General features: G+C 73.6%; 16 protein-coding genes. 12 read left to right on the forward strand and 4 right to left on the reverse strand.

Annotation, left to right across the window (positions count from 1 at the left end):
- Positions 1-117: 117 nt before the first annotated feature.
- From ACQP2Y_RS34865 to ACQP2Y_RS34890, 6 genes are read left to right on the forward strand one after another with little or no spacing between them, the layout of a single operon-like run.
- Positions 118-1,122, forward strand: a complete 1,005-nt coding sequence (locus ACQP2Y_RS34865) for a 3-oxoacyl-ACP synthase III family protein (RefSeq protein ID WP_433720220.1) — start codon at positions 118-120, stop codon at positions 1,120-1,122.
- Positions 1,119-1,850, forward strand: a complete 732-nt coding sequence (locus tag ACQP2Y_RS34870) for a glycosyltransferase family 2 protein (RefSeq protein WP_433720222.1) — start codon at positions 1,119-1,121, stop codon at positions 1,848-1,850. Before ACQP2Y_RS34865 ends, ACQP2Y_RS34870 begins: the two co-directional genes overlap by 4 nt.
- Entirely contained in the window at positions 1,850-3,301 is a 1,452-nt protein-coding gene (locus ACQP2Y_RS34875; RefSeq protein ID WP_433720224.1) for a class I adenylate-forming enzyme family protein, read from the forward strand. The genes ACQP2Y_RS34870 and ACQP2Y_RS34875 overlap by 1 nt, the downstream gene beginning before the upstream one ends.
- Positions 3,298-4,032, forward strand: coding sequence for a glycosyltransferase family 2 protein (locus ACQP2Y_RS34880; RefSeq protein WP_433720226.1), 735 nt, complete (start codon positions 3,298-3,300; stop codon positions 4,030-4,032). The genes ACQP2Y_RS34875 and ACQP2Y_RS34880 overlap by 4 nt, the downstream gene beginning before the upstream one ends.
- Positions 4,029-5,111 (forward strand): cytochrome P450, encoded by a 1,083-nt coding sequence (locus tag ACQP2Y_RS34885; RefSeq protein ID WP_433720228.1) that lies wholly within the window; start codon positions 4,029-4,031, stop codon positions 5,109-5,111. The genes ACQP2Y_RS34880 and ACQP2Y_RS34885 overlap by 4 nt, the downstream gene beginning before the upstream one ends.
- Positions 5,102-5,947 carry an NAD-dependent epimerase/dehydratase family protein gene (locus tag ACQP2Y_RS34890; RefSeq protein WP_433720230.1) on the forward strand — a complete coding sequence of 282 codons (846 nt, stop codon included), beginning with the start codon at positions 5,102-5,104 and terminating at the stop codon, positions 5,945-5,947. Before ACQP2Y_RS34885 ends, ACQP2Y_RS34890 begins: the two co-directional genes overlap by 10 nt.
- Positions 5,948-5,956: 9 nt before the next feature.
- Here the strand turns inward: ACQP2Y_RS34890 and ACQP2Y_RS34895 are convergent, their stop codons facing one another.
- Both ACQP2Y_RS34895 and ACQP2Y_RS34900 read right to left on the reverse strand, forming a co-directional pair.
- Positions 5,957-6,595 carry a hypothetical protein gene (locus ACQP2Y_RS34895; protein ID WP_433720232.1) on the reverse strand — a complete coding sequence of 213 codons (639 nt, stop codon included), beginning with the start codon at positions 6,593-6,595 and terminating at the stop codon, positions 5,957-5,959.
- A 32-nt stretch (positions 6,596-6,627) separates the two neighbouring features.
- Positions 6,628-7,329 carry an EcsC family protein gene (locus ACQP2Y_RS34900; protein WP_433720234.1) on the reverse strand — a complete coding sequence of 234 codons (702 nt, stop codon included), beginning with the start codon at positions 7,327-7,329 and terminating at the stop codon, positions 6,628-6,630.
- A 199-nt stretch (positions 7,330-7,528) separates the two neighbouring features.
- Here ACQP2Y_RS34900 and ACQP2Y_RS34905 point away from each other — a divergent pair, with 199 nt between their 5' ends.
- Positions 7,529-9,880 carry a putative bifunctional diguanylate cyclase/phosphodiesterase gene (locus ACQP2Y_RS34905; protein ID WP_433720236.1) on the forward strand — a complete coding sequence of 784 codons (2,352 nt, stop codon included), beginning with the start codon at positions 7,529-7,531 and terminating at the stop codon, positions 9,878-9,880.
- Between the two features lie 6 nt (positions 9,881-9,886).
- Here the strand turns inward: ACQP2Y_RS34905 and ACQP2Y_RS34910 are convergent, their stop codons facing one another.
- Positions 9,887-10,381: an N-acetyltransferase family protein gene (locus ACQP2Y_RS34910; protein ID WP_433720238.1), complete on the reverse strand. Its 495-nt coding sequence runs from the start codon at positions 10,379-10,381 to the stop codon at positions 9,887-9,889.
- Between the two features lie 100 nt (positions 10,382-10,481).
- Here ACQP2Y_RS34910 and ACQP2Y_RS34915 point away from each other — a divergent pair, with 100 nt between their 5' ends.
- Both ACQP2Y_RS34915 and ACQP2Y_RS34920 read left to right on the forward strand, forming a co-directional pair.
- Positions 10,482-11,393: a proteasome assembly chaperone family protein gene (locus ACQP2Y_RS34915; protein ID WP_360553253.1), complete on the forward strand. Its 912-nt coding sequence runs from the start codon at positions 10,482-10,484 to the stop codon at positions 11,391-11,393.
- A gap of 98 nt (positions 11,394-11,491) precedes the next feature.
- Positions 11,492-13,033 carry a GAF domain-containing protein gene (locus ACQP2Y_RS34920; RefSeq protein WP_433720240.1) on the forward strand — a complete coding sequence of 514 codons (1,542 nt, stop codon included), beginning with the start codon at positions 11,492-11,494 and terminating at the stop codon, positions 13,031-13,033.
- On the opposite strand, the gene ACQP2Y_RS34925 is transcribed toward ACQP2Y_RS34920, so the two are convergent.
- Complete coding sequence (locus tag ACQP2Y_RS34925) at positions 13,030-13,803, reverse strand: alpha/beta hydrolase (RefSeq protein WP_433720241.1); 774 nt, start codon at positions 13,801-13,803, stop codon at positions 13,030-13,032. The genes ACQP2Y_RS34920 and ACQP2Y_RS34925 overlap by 4 nt on opposite strands.
- A 175-nt stretch (positions 13,804-13,978) precedes the next feature.
- Here ACQP2Y_RS34925 and ACQP2Y_RS34930 point away from each other — a divergent pair, with 175 nt between their 5' ends.
- From ACQP2Y_RS34930 to trmB, 3 genes are all read left to right on the forward strand, one after another.
- Entirely contained in the window at positions 13,979-14,584 is a 606-nt protein-coding gene (locus ACQP2Y_RS34930; RefSeq protein ID WP_433732182.1) for a hypothetical protein, read from the forward strand.
- Between the two features lie 142 nt (positions 14,585-14,726).
- A complete protein-coding gene (locus tag ACQP2Y_RS34935) occupies positions 14,727-15,701 on the forward strand; it encodes a hypothetical protein (protein ID WP_433720243.1) in 975 nt (324 codons plus the stop codon).
- A 93-nt stretch (positions 15,702-15,794) separates the two neighbouring features.
- Positions 15,795-16,478, forward strand: coding sequence for a tRNA (guanosine(46)-N7)-methyltransferase TrmB (trmB, locus tag ACQP2Y_RS34940; protein WP_433720244.1), 684 nt, complete (start codon positions 15,795-15,797; stop codon positions 16,476-16,478).
- Positions 16,479-16,543: the final 65 nt, after the last annotated feature.

Below are 16,543 nucleotides of genomic sequence, written 5' to 3' on the forward strand. Positions count from 1 at the left end.
CGCGACGCCCTGTGGCGCCTCCCACCCTCTGCGACCCTGGTCCTGGTCGCCGGGCCTAGGAAGAATGAGCCGTTCTACTCACGCCGCGGACCCCGGCACTGCTGAAGGCTGGCGCCCATGACGACGACCGTTCCCCGCGTGGGTATCACCGCCGTGGCCAGTTGCCTGCCCGAGCAGCGGATGACGACCGACGATCTCCAGGCGAGGGTGGCCGGCGGCCTGCCGTTGCCGGCCGGGATGTTCGCGCAGGCCACCGGCATCACCACCCGTCGCGTCGCCGCCGACGGCGAGTACGCCTCCGACCTGGCCGTGGCCGCCGGCCGCCAGGTCCTCGAGCAGGCCGGCCTGGACGCGCTGGACGTGGACCTGCTGCTGTTCGCCTCGGCGACCCGGGACATGGCCGAGCCGGCCACCGCGCACGTCGTGCAGGCTGCGCTGGGTGGCCGGGCGCACGCCCTGGACGTGACCAACGCCTGCAACAGCTTCCTCAACGGCATCGACCTGGCCCGGTCGATGATCCTGGCCGGGCGGGCCCGCCGGGCGCTGGTGGTGACCGGCGAGACCCCGACCCGGGCGATGCGGCCCCGGCTGGACGGCATGCGCCAGGCCCGGCAGGCGTTCGCCGGCTACACCTTCGGCGACGCCGGGGCGGCCGTGCTGGTCGAGCCGGTGGCCACCGGCGGCATCCTGGACGTGGACGCCGAGACGCACTCGCAGCACTGGGCGGTGGGCGGGATCTTCGGCGGCGGCTCGCGGCATCCGCGCGGTGACGAGCACACCTACTTCACCGGCGACGGGCACAAGCTGCGCGGCGTCTTCGAGAAGATCGGGCTCGGCCTGGTCGAACGCGTCCACCACCGCACCGGCCTGGGCTGGGACGACTACGCCCGGGTGCTGGTGCACCAGGTGACGCTGCCCTATCTCCAGCGGTTCGTGGAGGTGGCCGGCGTGCCCGTGGACAAGCTCGAGGTGACCGTGCCGGAGCTGGGAAACATGGCCAGCGCCACGCTGGGCGTCCAGCTCGACCGGGTGCGTCCGGGGCTCCGCACCGGCGACAAGGTGCTGCTGGTCGGGCTGGGTGGCGGCGTGAGCCTGATGACCATGATCTGGGAGGTGTCGTGACCGCGCTGTGGGTGATCGTGCCGGCGTACAACGAGGCCGGGCGGATCGGTCAGACCCTGGCGGCGCTGGCGGCCCAGACCGACACCGATTTTGAGCTGCTGGTGGTGGACAACGGCTCGGCCGACGACACGCCGGCCATCGCGCGCGCTTTCGTCGCGCCGTTCCCCGTGCACGTGCTCATCGAGCCGGAGAAGGGCGTCGGCTGCGCCGTCGACACCGGTTTCCGGCACGCGATCGCGGCCGGGGCCACCATGCTCGCCCGTACGGATGCGGACTGCCTGCCCCGGCCCGGCTGGCTGGCGGCGGCCCGGGCCGGGCTGACCGGCGGCGCCGGGCTGATGTGCGGGCGGATCACCGCGCGCCGCGACGAGCACGGCCCGGCCGGGCGGGCGCTCTTTCGGCTACTGGTGGCACTCGCGGCGACCTTCGGGCGGCTGCGGCCGGCGCACCGCGCGGACGGCTACCGCGCGCCCTACCGGATGCACGCGGGCAACAACATGGCCATCACCGCCCACCTGTACGAGGCCTGTGGCGGCATGCCCCGGCGCCCGTCCCCCACCGACCGCACCTTCCTCAACCGGGTCCGCCGCAGCACGACGGCGATCCGGCACAGCCGCGCGATGGTGGTGGAGAATTCCACCCGGCGGCTGGCCGCGTACGGGATCGTCGGCACCGCCAAGTGGTATCTCGACCGCGGCAGCGGCGCGCTCACGGCGGACCCCCGCTGATGCTCGGCGAGCTCATCGCGGGCCTGCGGGACGACGACACCCGGCCGGCCGTGCTCGGCGCGCGGCGCACCGGGCAGACCGTGGTCCGCGCCACCCGCGCCGACCTGTCCCGGCTGACCAGCGGATACGCCGCCGCCCTGCACGCGCGCGGGCTGGTGGCCGGGGACACCGTCGGCATCGCCGTGCGCCCGGGGCCACGGTCCTTGGCGGTGCTGCTGGCGGCGTACCACCTGGGTCTGCGGATCGCGGTGCTGGACCCGACCGCCGGCCCGGAGGTGCTGCTGTCCCGGCTGCGGCTGGCCGCGCCGCGGCTGGTGCTGGCCGACGCGGCCGCGCAGGCGGTCGCCGGCTGGGCCGCTCCCCTGGCCCGCCGGGCCCACCTGGCCCTGCCTGACCTGGCCGCGCTGGCGCCCACGGTCACCATCGGGCGGCGGCTGCCCGGCACCGCGCCCGGCCTGGCCCCGGCGAGCGGACCGGCACCGGCGGGCTTCGACGGCGACGGCGACGCGGTGGTGGTCTTCACCTCGGGCACCACCAGCCGGCCGCGCGCGGTCGTGCACACCCGGGCGAGCGTCTCCGCCGGCATGCGGGCGGTCCGCGACCTGGTCCTTCCCGTGCCCGGCCGTCCGGTGCTGGGTGGCACCTTCTTCGTGCTGGTCCCGTCGCTGGCCGGCGGCGCGCCCGTGGCGTTGCCGGCGCACCGGCCGAAGACATTGGTCCGGCAGCTCGCGCGGCTCGCGCCGCAGGCCACCTATCTGACGCCGCCGCAGCTGCGGGCCGCTCTGGCCACCGGCGCCCGCTTCACCGGGCGGGTCTACAGCGGATCGGCCCCGGTCAGCGCCGGGCTGCTGGCCGCGGTTCGGCGCGCGGGCGCGGAGCAGGCCTGGGGCGTGTACGCCCTCACCGAGGTCTTCCCGGCCGCCGCGGTGGAGAGCGCCACCAAAGCCGCCTTCACCGGGCCGGGCGATCTCGTGGGTGAGCTGCTCCCGGGGGTACGCGCCCGGGTCGACGACGACGGTCAGCTGCTGCTCGCCGGGGCCAACGCGGCGGACCGCTATCTCGGCGAGCCGTCGCAGCCGTGGGTGGCGACTGGGGACATCGGCCGGCTCGACGGCCGCACGGTGGTGCTCGGCGGCCGGTGCAAGGACATGATCCTGCGCGGCGCCGAGAACATCTACCCCGGCCTGTACGAGCCCGCGCTGCACGTCCCCGGCGTCGAGCTGGCGGTGATTGTGGGCGTACCGGCGGGCGACGGCGACGAGCGGGTCGTGGCCGTGGTGCAGCCCGCGGCCGGTGCCGCGCCGGAGGCCGTACGGGCCGCGTTGCGCGAGCCGCTGGCCCGGATGGGTTCGGCCCGGCCGGACGCGGTCGTGCTCGCCGAGGTGCCACTGGCCGGGCGGTCCCGTAAGCCCGATCGCGCGGCGGCGGCCCGGCTGGCGGCCGGCGCATGAGGGACCTCGCCGTGATCGTGCCGGCCTACAACGAGGCCGCGCTGCTACCGGGGTTGCTGGCGGCGCTGGCGGCACAGTCCGATCAGGACTTCACCCTGGTCGTGGTGGACAACGGCTCGACCGACGGCACGGCCGCGATCGCCGCGGGCCACCCCGGTGACGTGGTGGTTCTGCACGAGCCCGAGCCGGGTGCGGGCACGGCCGCCGACACCGGTTTCCGGCATGCCATCGCCGGTGGTGCGACCCGGCTGCTGCGCACCGACGCCGACTGTCTGCCGGCCCGGGACTGGGTGGCGACCGCCCGGCTGCTGCTGGACGAGGCCGACCTGGTGTGCGGTCGCAGTGTGCCGCGCCGCGACGAGGGGCCGAGTCTCGCCGAGCGGCACCTCTATCCGGCCGTTGTCCGGCTGGCCGCCCGTTATGGCCGGTGGCGGCACCGCTCCCCGGCCTACCGGTGCCCGTTCGTGCTGGTCCACGGGCACAACGTGGCGATCACCGCGGAGCTCTACGAGCGTTGCGGCGGCACCCCGCGGGAGGCCCTCGGCGACGGCGCGGAGGACGTGACGATGCTCAACCGGGCCCGTCGGCACAGTGCGCGGGTGGTGCGGGCCGAGCAGCTCGTCGTCGAGTCGAGCCTGCGCCGGCTGCGCGCGTGGGGTGCCCGCCGCACACTGCTGTGGCACTGGGACCGGCGGTACCGGCCCGCGCCGGCCGCGGTGCACGTGCGATGAGGGCTCGTTCCCGGGATCGGCTGGTCTACCTCGGCAGCCATCCGATGCTGTTCGCGTTGCTCGCCGCGGGACGCCTGCGGCCGGTGCTGCGGCTGGGCGGCACGCTGCTGATCAACGACGCCGAGGCGTACACGGCCGGGCTGACCCGGATCCCGCTGGACCGCACCGCCGAGGGCACCACCGGCGGGGCCGCGGGCCGGCTCACCGGCGGTGACCTGCTGTTCGACCAGCACGGCGACGAGCACCGGCAGGCCCGGCGGGGCACGGCCGACGCGCTGGGAGCGGCCGCGGTGGCCCGGTTGCGCCCGATCTGGACGGAGGTGCTCGACCGCGGGCTCAAGCCGCTGACGGACGGCGAGACCGTTGATCTCGTACCGGTGGTGACGGAACTGGCCGGCACGACCGCGGCGGCGCTGCTCGGCCTGGAGGTGGACGGCCCCGCGCTGGCCGCGGCGGCCCGCGAGGCGGCCGCGACGGCAGCCCGCTCGCACCTGCCGGGTCCGGGCCGGCGCCGGGCCCTGACCCGGGCCCGGGCGGCGACCGACCGGCTGTCCGCGCTGGTCGCGCCGGGCGGTGGGCCCGAGGCCGGCCTGGCCGTGATGCTGGCAGTGGCCGCGGTCAACACGACGGTCGCCGCACTGCCGCGGGCCGCGGCCTGGGCCGCGGACGCCGACCTCTGGGGGTACGCCGGCAGCCCCGCCCTGGCCTCCGAGCTGCTGCGGGTCACCGCTCCGACCCCGTTGCTGCCCCGCGTCGCCGCCGCGCCCGGTCGCCTGCCGACGACCTCCGGTGGCTGCCCGGTCCGCGCCGGCGACCGGATGCTGCTCATCGCCCGGCACGCGGTCGGCGCTCACCACCTCGACCCCGACCCGGGTGCGCCTGCGCCGGCGCACATCGCCCAGCTCGTCTTCGGCGTCGGCCCGCACGCCTGCCCCGGCGCCCGGCTGGCCCGCACCCAGCTCACCGACCTGCTCCAGGCGCTCGCCCCGCTGCGCCCGGTGGTGGTCCGGGCCCGGCCCGATCGGCGCGCGGCGCTGCCGGGCTGGCGTTCCTTGACGGTACGGGCGACATGCGGCTAGCTGTCACCGGCGCGTCCGGCTTCTGTGGCGCAGCCGTCGCCCGCCTCGCCGCGGCCCACGGGCACGACGTGCTCTGCCTGGGCCGCCGCCCCGGTCCGATCGGCCGCCACGTTCCCTGGGACGCCGCCCGTGAGCTGCCCGACCTGACCGGCGCGGATGCCGTGGTCCACCTGGCCGCCGCTGTCGGTGACCCCAGGCCGGGGCGCCGGACCGAGGCGGCGTTCCGGGCCGTGAACGTGGACGGGACCGCCCGGCTGCTGCGAGCGGCGGACGGCCGGCCCCTGGTCTGGGTGAGCAGCGCCAGCGTCTACCGCCCGGGCCCGTACCGGACGCCGGTGTCCGAGGATCATCCCGTCGACGGGCACCGGGGCGTGTACGGGCGGACCAAGGCAGCCGGGGAACGACTCGCTCTGGCCGCCGGCGCGGTGGCACTGCGCCCACGGGCGGTCTACGGCGACGGCGACCGGCATCTGGTGCCGCGCCTGCGCCGGGTGGTGCGCGGGGGCCGGGCGTGGCTGCCGGGGCCTGACGTGGCGATGAGCCTGACGGCGGTGGAGAATCTGGCGGCTGCGTGCCTGGCGGCGGTGGGGTGGCCCGGGGGTGCGTACAACATCGCCGACGAGCGGCCGTACCGGCGCGACGAAGTTTTCGCCCGGGCCCTGCGCGTGCCGGTGCGGCACGTGCCGGCCGGGCCGATCCGGGCGCTGGCCGCGGTGTCACCGGCCCTGACCCGCTATGCCGTCGACCAACTCACCGACGGGATGGTCCTGGAGCTGGGCCGGGCCCGGGCGCTGGGCTACCGCCCGGAACGCACGCTGGCTGACTACTTGGTATAGACAACGACGCTACTTGGTGTAGACCACCGACGAGCGGAAGACCGTCGCAGCATGGGTGCCGTCGCCACTGCGGCGGGTCACCACCGCGTCGACCGTGAAGACATAGCCGGTCCTGCGGTCGAGGCCGGACACTGTGGCGCTCAGGAAGCCGCACGGGTTGCCCGGCTTGACCCTCACGAAGCCGATGTCACGCTGCTTGCCGAGTTTCAGGTCCTGGCTGATCGCGGTGATCCGGAACTCGACGATGTTGTAGCCGCCGACGTTGTACCAGTTCACCGTGGCCGAGGTGGTGCCCGGCGTGACGGCCAGTGCGTTGATCTTGTTGAAGTGCGGGGTGTCCCGGGCACACGTGGCCGACGGGGTGGGCCGCACCACCGGGGGCAGCGGCAGGAAGCCGCTGCTGGTCGCGGTCGGGGCCGGCGAGACGCCGCTGCTCGGCTGCGGGGTCGGCGTGGCGCTGCCCTGGGCCACGACGAGCCACTGGTCACTGCCGGTCACCTCGGAGGTGATGTCCGTGCCACCGCTCTTCTTGGCGCTGGGCGCGGTGAACAGGCTGCAACCGGTGAGCACCAACGGGGTCACCAACAGCAGGAGCCAGCGCTTGCGCAGCGGCAAGCGCCCTCCGGAGTTCGTGTCCCTGTCCTTCACAGGAGCAATCATCGACAACGTTCACGCCGACTTTAGGAACGGCGGTAGAGCTCCGTGGTGCGCCGGGCCAGGTCCTTGGTCGCGGCGGAGTTCGCCCACGTGCCGAGCACGACCGCCGCACCCGGGATGACCTTGGCGGCCATCCGCCGGGCCGCCCGGACGCCGGCCATCTGGGCCAGCTTGACGCCGAGCTTGACCATGACCCCGGACAGCGGCTGGCCGGCACTGGTGGCGAAGAGCCGGCTGGCGCGTTCCCGGCCCGCCGCCACGCCGAGCGCGAGCCGGGCGGTCTCGGCGGCCTTGTGCACCCGTTGCAGCACCAGCAGGTCGGTGGCACGGTCCGGGCCCGTCGGGTCGACGCCGTACGCGGCGGCCATGTGCAGCACCATCCGCGCCTGCGTCCACGCGAGCACGCCCACGTCGACGACCGCGCCGGGCAGGCCGGTGGCACCGGAGACGGCACCGGAGAGCCGCGCGTGGTTGGTGAACCGCTTGACCACTTGCTGGGCCAGCTCGTCCGGGGTCAGGCCAGGGTGTTCGGAGCGGGCCCGCTCGGCCCAGCGCTGCGCCTCGGGGCCGAGCCGGCGGACCGCCTCCAGGGCGAGGTGCTCCGGGGCGTACTGCGGGTCGGCCTTCATCCGGGCCCACAGCGTCCCGGGTGGGCCGGTCGGGTCGGGGCCCTGGTCAGAGGCGTTCGGCGGGGTCGGGAGGGCGGGTACGGCGGGATCGGTCACCAGATCACTCCGAGGGGTCGAGAGGCGGATCTCGTTCCATTGTGCCGTGCAGCTGCACGTGCACGGCAACGGTTGGCCGGATCCCACGCTGCGCGTCCGTCCGGTGACGCTCGCCGCCCCGGTTTTCGCTCATCCCGTCCACCGGGCGACCGATGAGCCCTGCGCAGGCACCCATCCGCGGCGGAAGGACGACGCACGCATGACGACGGGCGAAGAACAGCAGGTGGAACGGCTGCGGCCGACGCCGATGCTGATCACTGCTGTCGCCGTACTGGTCGTGTCGATCGGCGTCTTCGCGGCGAACTTCGCCGCGCAGCGCAGCCAGGTGGTGTGGGGCTGGATGCCCGCCATGATCGGTACCGCGATCGCGGGCTGGGCCTGCTGGCGTACCGCCTTCACGCCCGGGCTGGACCGGGTGACCCGGCGGGTGTGGCGCTCGCTGGCGGTGGTCTGCGTCCTGATCGTGCTGGGCCTGGCCGGCGATGCCCGCTTCACCGTGCTGCACCCCGGCCGGCTGGACCAGCAGCACGACGTGCCCACCTCGATCTGCTACGCGCTGGCCATGCTGGTGCTGCTCTGGGCCCTGCTGCGGCTGCCGATGGCCAAGCGGGAGAGCAAGGACCGGATCATGGTCCGCTTCCTGCTCGACGCCGCGACGATCAGCATCACGGTCGGCATCTTCTCCTGGTACATGCTGGTGCAGGTGGTCAACGCCTGGGACGCCGAGGGGCCGGCCGCCGTACCGGTGATCATGCTGATGGCCCTGGGCCTGGTCGGCTCGCTGGCCTTCGTCAAGGTCGCGCTCAGCGGCTTCGGCGGCGTGGACCGGATCGCCCTGCGGCTGCTCGCGGCCGCGGCGGCGGTCGGCGCCGTCGGCGGCGGGCTGTTCCCCCTGCTGTTCGACCTGCACCCGGGCCTGAGCGGCTCGCAGATGTTCGTGCCGGCGACGCTGCTGTTCGTGGCGTTCGCCGCCGACCGGCAGCGCCGGGCCGCCGGGGTCCCGCAGCCCGAGCGCCGCCGCCGGCCCTTCAGCGTGGTGCCCTACCTGGCCGTCGCGGCCACCGACGCCCTGCTGCTGACGGTCAGCAGCCAGGCCGGCGGGGCCGTGCTCATCGTCGCGCTGGCCGCGGTGCTGCTGACCGCGCTGGTCGTGCTGCGCCAGGTCAACGCGCTGTCCGAGAACGGCCGGCTGCTCGGCCGGGTGGACGCCAACCTGGTCGAGCTCAACGGCTACCAGCGCCGGCTCACCCACCGCGCCACCCACGACGCGCTCACCGACCTGGCCAACCGCACCCTGTTCGAGCAGCAGACCCGGGCGGCGCTGGCTGAGACCGGGGCCGGGGCGGTCGACACCCTGAGCCTGGCCCTGATCGACCTCGACGACTTCAAGGCGATCAACGACCGGCTCGGCCACGCCGTCGGCGACGCCCTGCTGGTGGTGGTCGCGCAGCGGCTGCGCGAGGCGGTCCGCGAGGACGACGCCGTGGCCCGTCTCGGCGGCGACGAGTTCGGCCTGCTGCTGCGCGGGCTGCGCCTGGCCGAGGCGACCGAGGTGCTGGACCGCATCGCCGAGTCGCTGACCCGCCCGGTGCACGCCCTGGGCTACGACCTGCTGGTCAAGGCCAGCATCGGGCTCGCCGAGGTGTGGCCGGAGGCCAGCCCGCAGGAGCTGCTGCGCCGCGCCGACCTGGCGATGTACGCCGCCAAGGAGCGCGGCAAGGGCCGGCACGCGGTCTACGACGCCCGCCTCGAGCAGGACCAGGCGGCCGACGCCCAGCTCGGCGCCGAACTGCGTCAGGCGCTGGACAACGGCGACTTCACGCTGGTCTACCAGCCGATCGTCTCGCTGCCCGACGGCGAGTGGACGTCGCTGGAGACGCTGATCCGCTGGAAGCACGCCGAGCGCGGATTCATCGGCCCGGACGTGTTCATCCCGATCGCCGAGCGCACCGGCCTGATCGTGCCGCTGGGCGACTGGATCCTGCGGACCGCGCTGCGCCAGGCCGCCGAGTGGCAGGACGTCTTCGGATCGGGGGCGCCCGGCGAGATCGGCGTCAACGTGTCGGCCCGGCAGCTGCGGGAGCCGGGCTTCGCCGCGGACGTACGGGCGGCGCTCGCGGACAGCGGCTTCGATCCGGAGAAGCTGGTCGTCGAGGTCACCGAGACCGCGGTGTTCGACGGCGGTGTGGCCCTGGACACGTTGCAGAGCCTGGTCACGCTCGGGGTCAAGGTGGCGCTGGACGACTTCGGCACCGGGCACTCGTCACTCGGGCTGCTGCGTACCTGCCCGGCCGACACCCTCAAGGTCGACAAGTCCTTCGTGGACGGCATCGGCGGGCGCTCGGAGGAGGCGGTGATCGCCACCGCCATGATCCAGATCACCAACGGGCTGCACCTGCAGGCCATCGCCGAGGGCGTGGAGACGGCCGAGCAGGCGGAGACGTTGTACCGGCTGGGCTACCGCTTCGCGCAGGGATACCACTTCTCCCGCCCGCTGTCCCCGCAGCAGGTCACCGACCACCTCGAAGCCGCCCGGGTGCTCGCCGTCTGAGCCCAGTCACACCACCACCGGGCTGCGCCGTTCCAGCAGCACGACGTCCCGCCAGCGGCCGTGGTGCCGACCGACGCGTTCCCGGGTGCCGATCACCCGGAACCCGGTACGCCGGTGCAGCGCCAGGCTGGCCTCGTTCTCCGGGAAGACGCCGGACTGGATGGTCCAGATGCCGGCCGCCTCGGTCGAGGTGAACAGCCGTTGCAACAGCGCCCGGCCCACGCCCCGGCCCTGGGCCCCGGCGTCGACGTAGACGCTGTGCTCGACGACTCCCGCGTACACCGGCCGGGGTGAGACCCTGGTGACAGCGACCCAGCCCAGGACGGCGCCGCCGGCCTCGGCGACCCAGCGGTGATCCGCCAGCCGGCCCGCGTCGAAGGCGGCCCAGTCCGGCGCCGTCGTCTCGAAGCTGGCGTCTCCGCCGTCGAGCGCCGCCTGGTAGATCGCGACGACGGCCGCCGCGTCACCGGGCACCATCGGCCGTAGGGAAAGATCAGACATGCACCGATCCTCGCGCGCGGGAGCAGGAATGAACACGCGCGGCCCGGTGTTCCCATCACATGGCCCGCCCCCGCGGGCGCATCTCGAGGAGGTCCGCAGCGTGCTCGACCCACAAGGGCTCTACGAGTTGGCCGACGACCTGCCCGACCTGGACGAGCCGGTGCTCGTGCAGGCGCTGACCGGGTTCGTCGACGCCGGGAGCGCGATCCAGCTCTCCCGCGAACATCTGCTGGAGCACCTGGACACCCAGGTCCTGGCGACCTTCGACATCGACCAGTTGCTCGACTACCGGTCCCGCCGGCCCTCCATGATCTTCGTCGAGGACCACTGGGAGAGCTACGAGGAGCCGAGCCTGGCCCTGCACCTCGTCCGCGACCAGCTGGGCACCCCGTTCCTGCTGCTCGCGGGCCCCGAGCCGGACCTGCAGTGGGAACGCTTCATCGCCGCCGTGACCGGCCTGATCGAGCGCTTCGGGGTCAACCTGACCGTCGGCCTCAACGCCATCCCGATGGCCGTGCCGCACACCCGCCCGGTGAGCGTCACCGCGCACGCCACCGACCAGCGCCTGCTCGGCGACCGCGAGTCCTGGCTGCAGCGCGTCCAGGTCCCGGCGAGCGTCGGCAACCTGCTGGAGTTCCGGCTGGGCGAGTCCGGGCACGACGCCATGGGGTACGCCGCCCACGTGCCGCACTACCTGGCCCAGACCACGTACCCGGCCGCCGCCGAGCTGCTGCTGGACTCCGTCTCCCGGACCACCGGGCTGGCCCTGCCCACCGGCCGGCTCCGCGAGGCCGCCCTGGTCGTCCGCCAGGAGGTCGACAAGCAGGTCGCCGACGACGAGCAGGCCAGCCGGCTGGTGCTGTCGCTGGAGGAGCAGTACGACGCGTTCCTGCGCGGACGGCAGGGCAACCTGCTGGCCGAGTCGAGCGGGCCGCTGCCGACCGCCGAGGAGCTCGGCGCCGAGCTCGAGCGCTTCCTGGCCGAGCAGAGCCGCGACAACGACCAGGGCTGAGCCCGCACCGGCTTCGCGCAATCCCACCCCGGTTTGCCCGAACTGTCTGATGATGTGAGGTGCGTCGAACGGCGACGGTCAGGCATGGGGGTTTCGCGGTGGCACCATTTCTCACGCGGCGGTCGGACGGACCGGCGCTGCGCCCGGTCCCTCGTGACGTCGAGAGCCTCGAGAAGCTGATCACGGATCTCGAGCGGGCCCAGGATCTGGCGTCGACCTGGCGGATCACGGTGGACAGCACGGTCCAGTCGCACAACTTCAGCTACGGCGCGGTCTGGCTGCCCGACGGCAAGGGCAACGTCTGCATCGAGTACGAGACCGGCCCGATCACCGGCGAGCTGCGGTCCGCGGTGCCCGCCGGTCCCGTACCGGCCGAGGTCGGCCTGGTCGGCAAGGCCTGGCGCACGAAGCAGTTCGTGTACCTGAGCTCGATGGCCGACTGCGCCGACTGCCGGCGCTGCCAGGCGGCGGGCCGGGCCGGCATGGCGGCCGCGGTGGTGATCCCCGTCATGCACCGCAATCAGCAGGTCGCGGTGCTGGAGTACTACTCGGCCGAGCCGCTCTACATCGACGGGCCGCGCAGCGAGAAGTGGGCGTCGATCGCCCGGATCGCCGAGCAGGCCCGGTTCAACGCCGTCGCCACCGCCGAACTGCGCCAGATCGCCGACGACCGGCTCGCGGTGACCAACGTGGTCACCTCGCTCGGCGACGCGACCGACTCCTCGGCGGCCCTGCGGATCGCGCTGGACTCGGTGCGCACGTCGTTCGGCTGGGCGTACGGGTCGTACTGGGAGGTCGACGACCAGGAGCACGTGCTGCGCTTCCAGGTCGAGTCCGGCTCGGCCGGCGACGAGTTCCGCAAGGTGACGCTGGCCGCCACCTTCGCCGAGGGCGTCGGCCTGTCCGGCCGGGCCTGGCGCGCCAAGGACCTGGTCTTCGTCCGCGACATCGGCGAGCTCACCGACTGCGTCCGGGCGCCCGCCGCGCAGCGCGCCGGGGTCCGGTCCGGGGTCTGTTTCCCGATCGTGAGCCACGGCCGCATCATCGGCACGATGGACTTCTTCACCTCCGAGTTCATCGACCTGTCCGAGTCCCGGGCGTCCGCCCTGCGCAACGTGGCGCAGCTGGTGTCGCAGCGGCTCGACATCGTGCGAGCGACGGAGGCGGCCCAGGAGAGCGCCCGGGCCCTGCTGGACACCGTCTCGCGGCTGCGCGCGGCCAGCGACGACGCGACCCGGGTGGCCCAGGACGCGGTGAACCGCGCCTCGGACATGACCCACGAGGTCGAGGCCCTGGGCAACGCCTCCACGGCCATCGGCGACGTCATCAAGATCATTTCGTCGATCGCCGACCAGACCAATCTGCTCGCCCTCAACGCGACCATCGAGGCCGCCCGGGCCGGTGAGGTCGGCCGCGGCTTCGCGGTGGTGGCGGGCGAGGTCAAGGACCTGGCCCGGGAGACCGCCGAGGCCACCCAGCGGGTCGCCGAGCAGATCACCGGGATCCAGAACAGCGCCCGTACGGTGTCCGCCGGCATCCTGACCACCAGCGACACGATCGGGCAGATGGACGCGGTCCAGGCCCGGATGAACGAGGTCCTCGAGGAGCAGGCCCGGATGGCCGGCGCCCTCCAGCCCTAGTTCTTCAGGGGTAGCCAGTCCAGGACGGTCTGGATCTCGGCGTCCCAGTAACCCCACTCGTGCGCACCCGGTCCGAACGCGGCGTCGAGGTCGACGCCGTGTTCGCGGCAGGCCGCCACAAAGCGCTCGTTGGCGGCGCGCAGGTGGTCCTCGGTGCCGCACCGGAGCATGAGCCGGGGCAGTTCCCGGCGGTCAGCGGTGGCGACCAGGTGCAGCAGGTCGTCATCGGTGCCGGCCAGCGGGCGGTCGAAGACCCGGCCCAGCAGCTCCTCGATGTGAGGGCGGTCGTCGTGCTGCTGCATGCCGGCCACGTCGAGGGCACCGGAGAGGCTGGCCGCGGCGGCGAAGCGTCGCGGCTCGCGCAGGGCCCACTTCAGCGCGCCGTAGCCGCCCATCGACAGGCCGGCCACGAAGGTGTCCTCGCGGCGGGTCGAGACCCGGAAGAACGACGACACCACCGCCGGCAGCTCCTCGGACAGGAACGCGAAGAACCGGGACCCGTGCGTCTCGTCGGCGTAGAAGCTGCGGTGCACCTGGGGCATGACCACGGCCAGGCCGCGGGCGGCGGCGTACCGCTCGAGCGAGGTGTAGCGGGTCCAGGCGGTGTCGTCGTCGGTCAGTCCGTGCAGCAGATAGAGCACCGGCGGCGGCGCGGCGGTGTCGTGACCGGTGATGCCGATCTGGGTGCTCGCCCGCTCGGGCAGCACGACGGTCATCGAGGTGCCGAGCGCGAGAGTCTCGGACGAGAAGTCAACACGGAGCAGGGCCATCGCTCCAGTATGTCGTGATTACGGAACGCACCCGCACGGTCACGGCAGCCCTTGGGGAATGTCGTACCCGTCGATTAGTATGTGTGTACTAAAACAAGCGCTGAGCTGCGGGGAGATCACCTTGACGACGCCCGTTTCGACCAGTTCCACCACCCTGATCCCGCCCTACGCGACGATGCTCGGTTTCACCCGCTACGTCGCCCGCACCGGGCCGGCGAAGGCCACCTTCGTCGGCGGACTGCGCCGCCAGCGCGAGCGGCGCACCGGCTTCAACCCGCACGGCCAGCTCGTCAAGGCCCTCAAGGCCGACATCGCGTTCCGCACCGGCGGCAGCTACCTCAACGGGGTCGTCGACCTCGTCAAGCCGCGGTGGAAGCCGCTCTACGAGGCGGTCAGCGCCGGGGCGACGACCTACCTGCACTCCCTCGGCGACCCGGAGGGCGTCGGCCTCGCGCAGACCCGCGACGCGCTCGCCTCGGTCGGCCCGCTGGCAGTCAAGATCAACCCCCACTTCGGCCTGCGGTACGAGGACGGCCGGCGCGAGGCTGTCCGGCTGCACTTCGACGAGCAGCCGCCCACCCCGGAGGCCGTCACCGCGACCCTGCACCTGATGGCCCGCCACATGGACCAGATCCTGCCCAACGCCGAGCCGGTGCTGGTCGACCTGCGCCGCGGCACCACCCACCGGATCGACCCGGGAGCCCGCCCGGGCGACGTGGAGAGCTGGCTGGCCGGGGAGGCGGCCGCGTTCACCGCCATGTGGGCCGCGACCGCCGCCTGACCGATCGGCAGCCCGACCTGCCCGAACGGTCCGTATTTCTCCAGGTTTCGGCGCGGGAACTTCTTAGGAGCAGCCCGGTTGCGACGATGTCTCCGGTGTAGGTGAACGGCGACACGTCGGGGGGCGTTCGGACATGCGGGTTGTGACGCGAGCAGCAGGCACCATCGCGCTGACGGTGCTCGGAGCCGCGGCGGGGGCGCTCTTCCAGACGGCGCCCGCCGCCGCGGCCACCCCGGCCATGCCGAGCCTGGTGGCGTACGTCCGCGCCGGCGACGTGTGGGTGAGCAAGGGCGCGACGGAGACGAAGCTGACCACCGGCGGCGGCTGGTCGCGGCCGCGCTTCAGCCCCAACGGGCGCTCGATCGCCCTGCTCAAGGCCGGCCAGCTGTGGACCATGAAGGCCGACGGCACCGGCCAGCGCCGGCTCACCACCCGCGCCGCGTCCGGCCCGTCCTGGTCCCCGGACAGCACCAGCATCGCGTTCGCCTCGCTCTCCTGCTCCGGCGGCCCGGGCGTCTACCAGATCTCCGCGACCACGGCCGGGGCCACGCCCACGGTGGTCTTCCCGGCGTACTGCCGCGACGAGCCGCTGCCGGCCGAGCCCGCCCCCGCCGCGAAGGCCGGGACGCCGAGCGCGCTCCCCGACCGGCTCCGCACCGACGACGCGGTGGCCTGGTCCCCCGACGGCACCCGGGTCGCCTTCCGCGGCGGCGACTGCGAATCGACGTACGACGCCTGCCTGACGGTGGGCACGGTGGCGACCGGCGGCGAGAAGACCGTCGCGGCGTACGGCGGCGGCAGCCTGCAGAACTCCGGCTTCGCGGTGATCCCGAGCTGGCGCGCCGACGGGGCGAAGCTGGCCTGGACGGCGTACCAGCAGGGCGAGACGGCCGCGGAGAACCAGCCGCTGCACGTGGTGGAATACGACACGGCGACCGGGGCGAAGCGCACGGTGGGGGCCAGCCAGGACCGCGAGCTGGCGTACGTGGACGCGAACCGCGGGGTGGCCACGGGCACGTACCGCAACGGTTCGTGGGTGATGGTGGTCAACCTGGCCACGGGGGCGCGGACGCCGTTCCACCAGGGCTCGCAGCCGAGTGTGCAGCCGGTGAGGTGATCCCGGGAGAGCGATGACGGCCGGCCCGGCGGTCCCGGCCTGCTCACGCCGCCGGATGACCGGCGGCCGGCGCTGCGTATCGTGGACGGCCTGATGAGTGAGACGACAGAGCGCCCGATCCGGACGTTCCATCCCCGGCGTGGCCGGATGGGCAGCCGGCACGCGGACGCCATGACCGACATCTGGCCGGCGTATGGGCTCACAGTCGTCGACGGTGATCGCACTCCCCTCGACCTGGTGGAGTTGTTCGGCCGCGATGCGCCCAAGGTGCTGGAGATCGGCTTCGGCATGGGTGACACGACGGCGGCGATGGCGGCCGCCGACCCCGGCCGGGACTACCTCGCGGTGGAGGTGCACACGCCGGGCATCGGCAACCTGCTCTCGTTGATCGGCGAACGCGGCCTCACCAACGTACGGGTCGCGCACGGCGATGCGATGGAGCTGGTTCGCAAGGTGCCGGCGGGCAGCCTGGACGCGGTGCACGCCTTCTTTCCCGACCCGTGGCCCAAGGCCCGGCACCACAAACGCCGCCTGATTCAGCCGGCTAACGTCGCCCTGCTGCGGGAGCGGCTCCGACCGGGCGGCACGCTCCACTGCGCGACCGACTGGGCCCACTACGCCGAGGCGATGGCCGAGACTCTGGACGCCGATCCGGGCCTGGCCAACACCCACGAGGGGTTCGCCCCGCGGCCGGCCCATCGCCCCGAGACGAAGTTCGAACGGCGTGGGGTCAGCTCCGGGCGGAAGATCTTTGACCTCATCTACCGCCGGACCTGACACCGCTGGTGGCGGCACCCACCCCGGTGGTCGACTCGATATTTTCCGGTGGTTTGCCGGTTTTA

Origin of the sequence: Actinoplanes sp. CA-051413, assembly GCF_050955795.1 — a bacterium.
Taxonomy (GTDB): Bacteria; Actinomycetota; Actinomycetes; order Mycobacteriales; family Micromonosporaceae; genus Actinoplanes.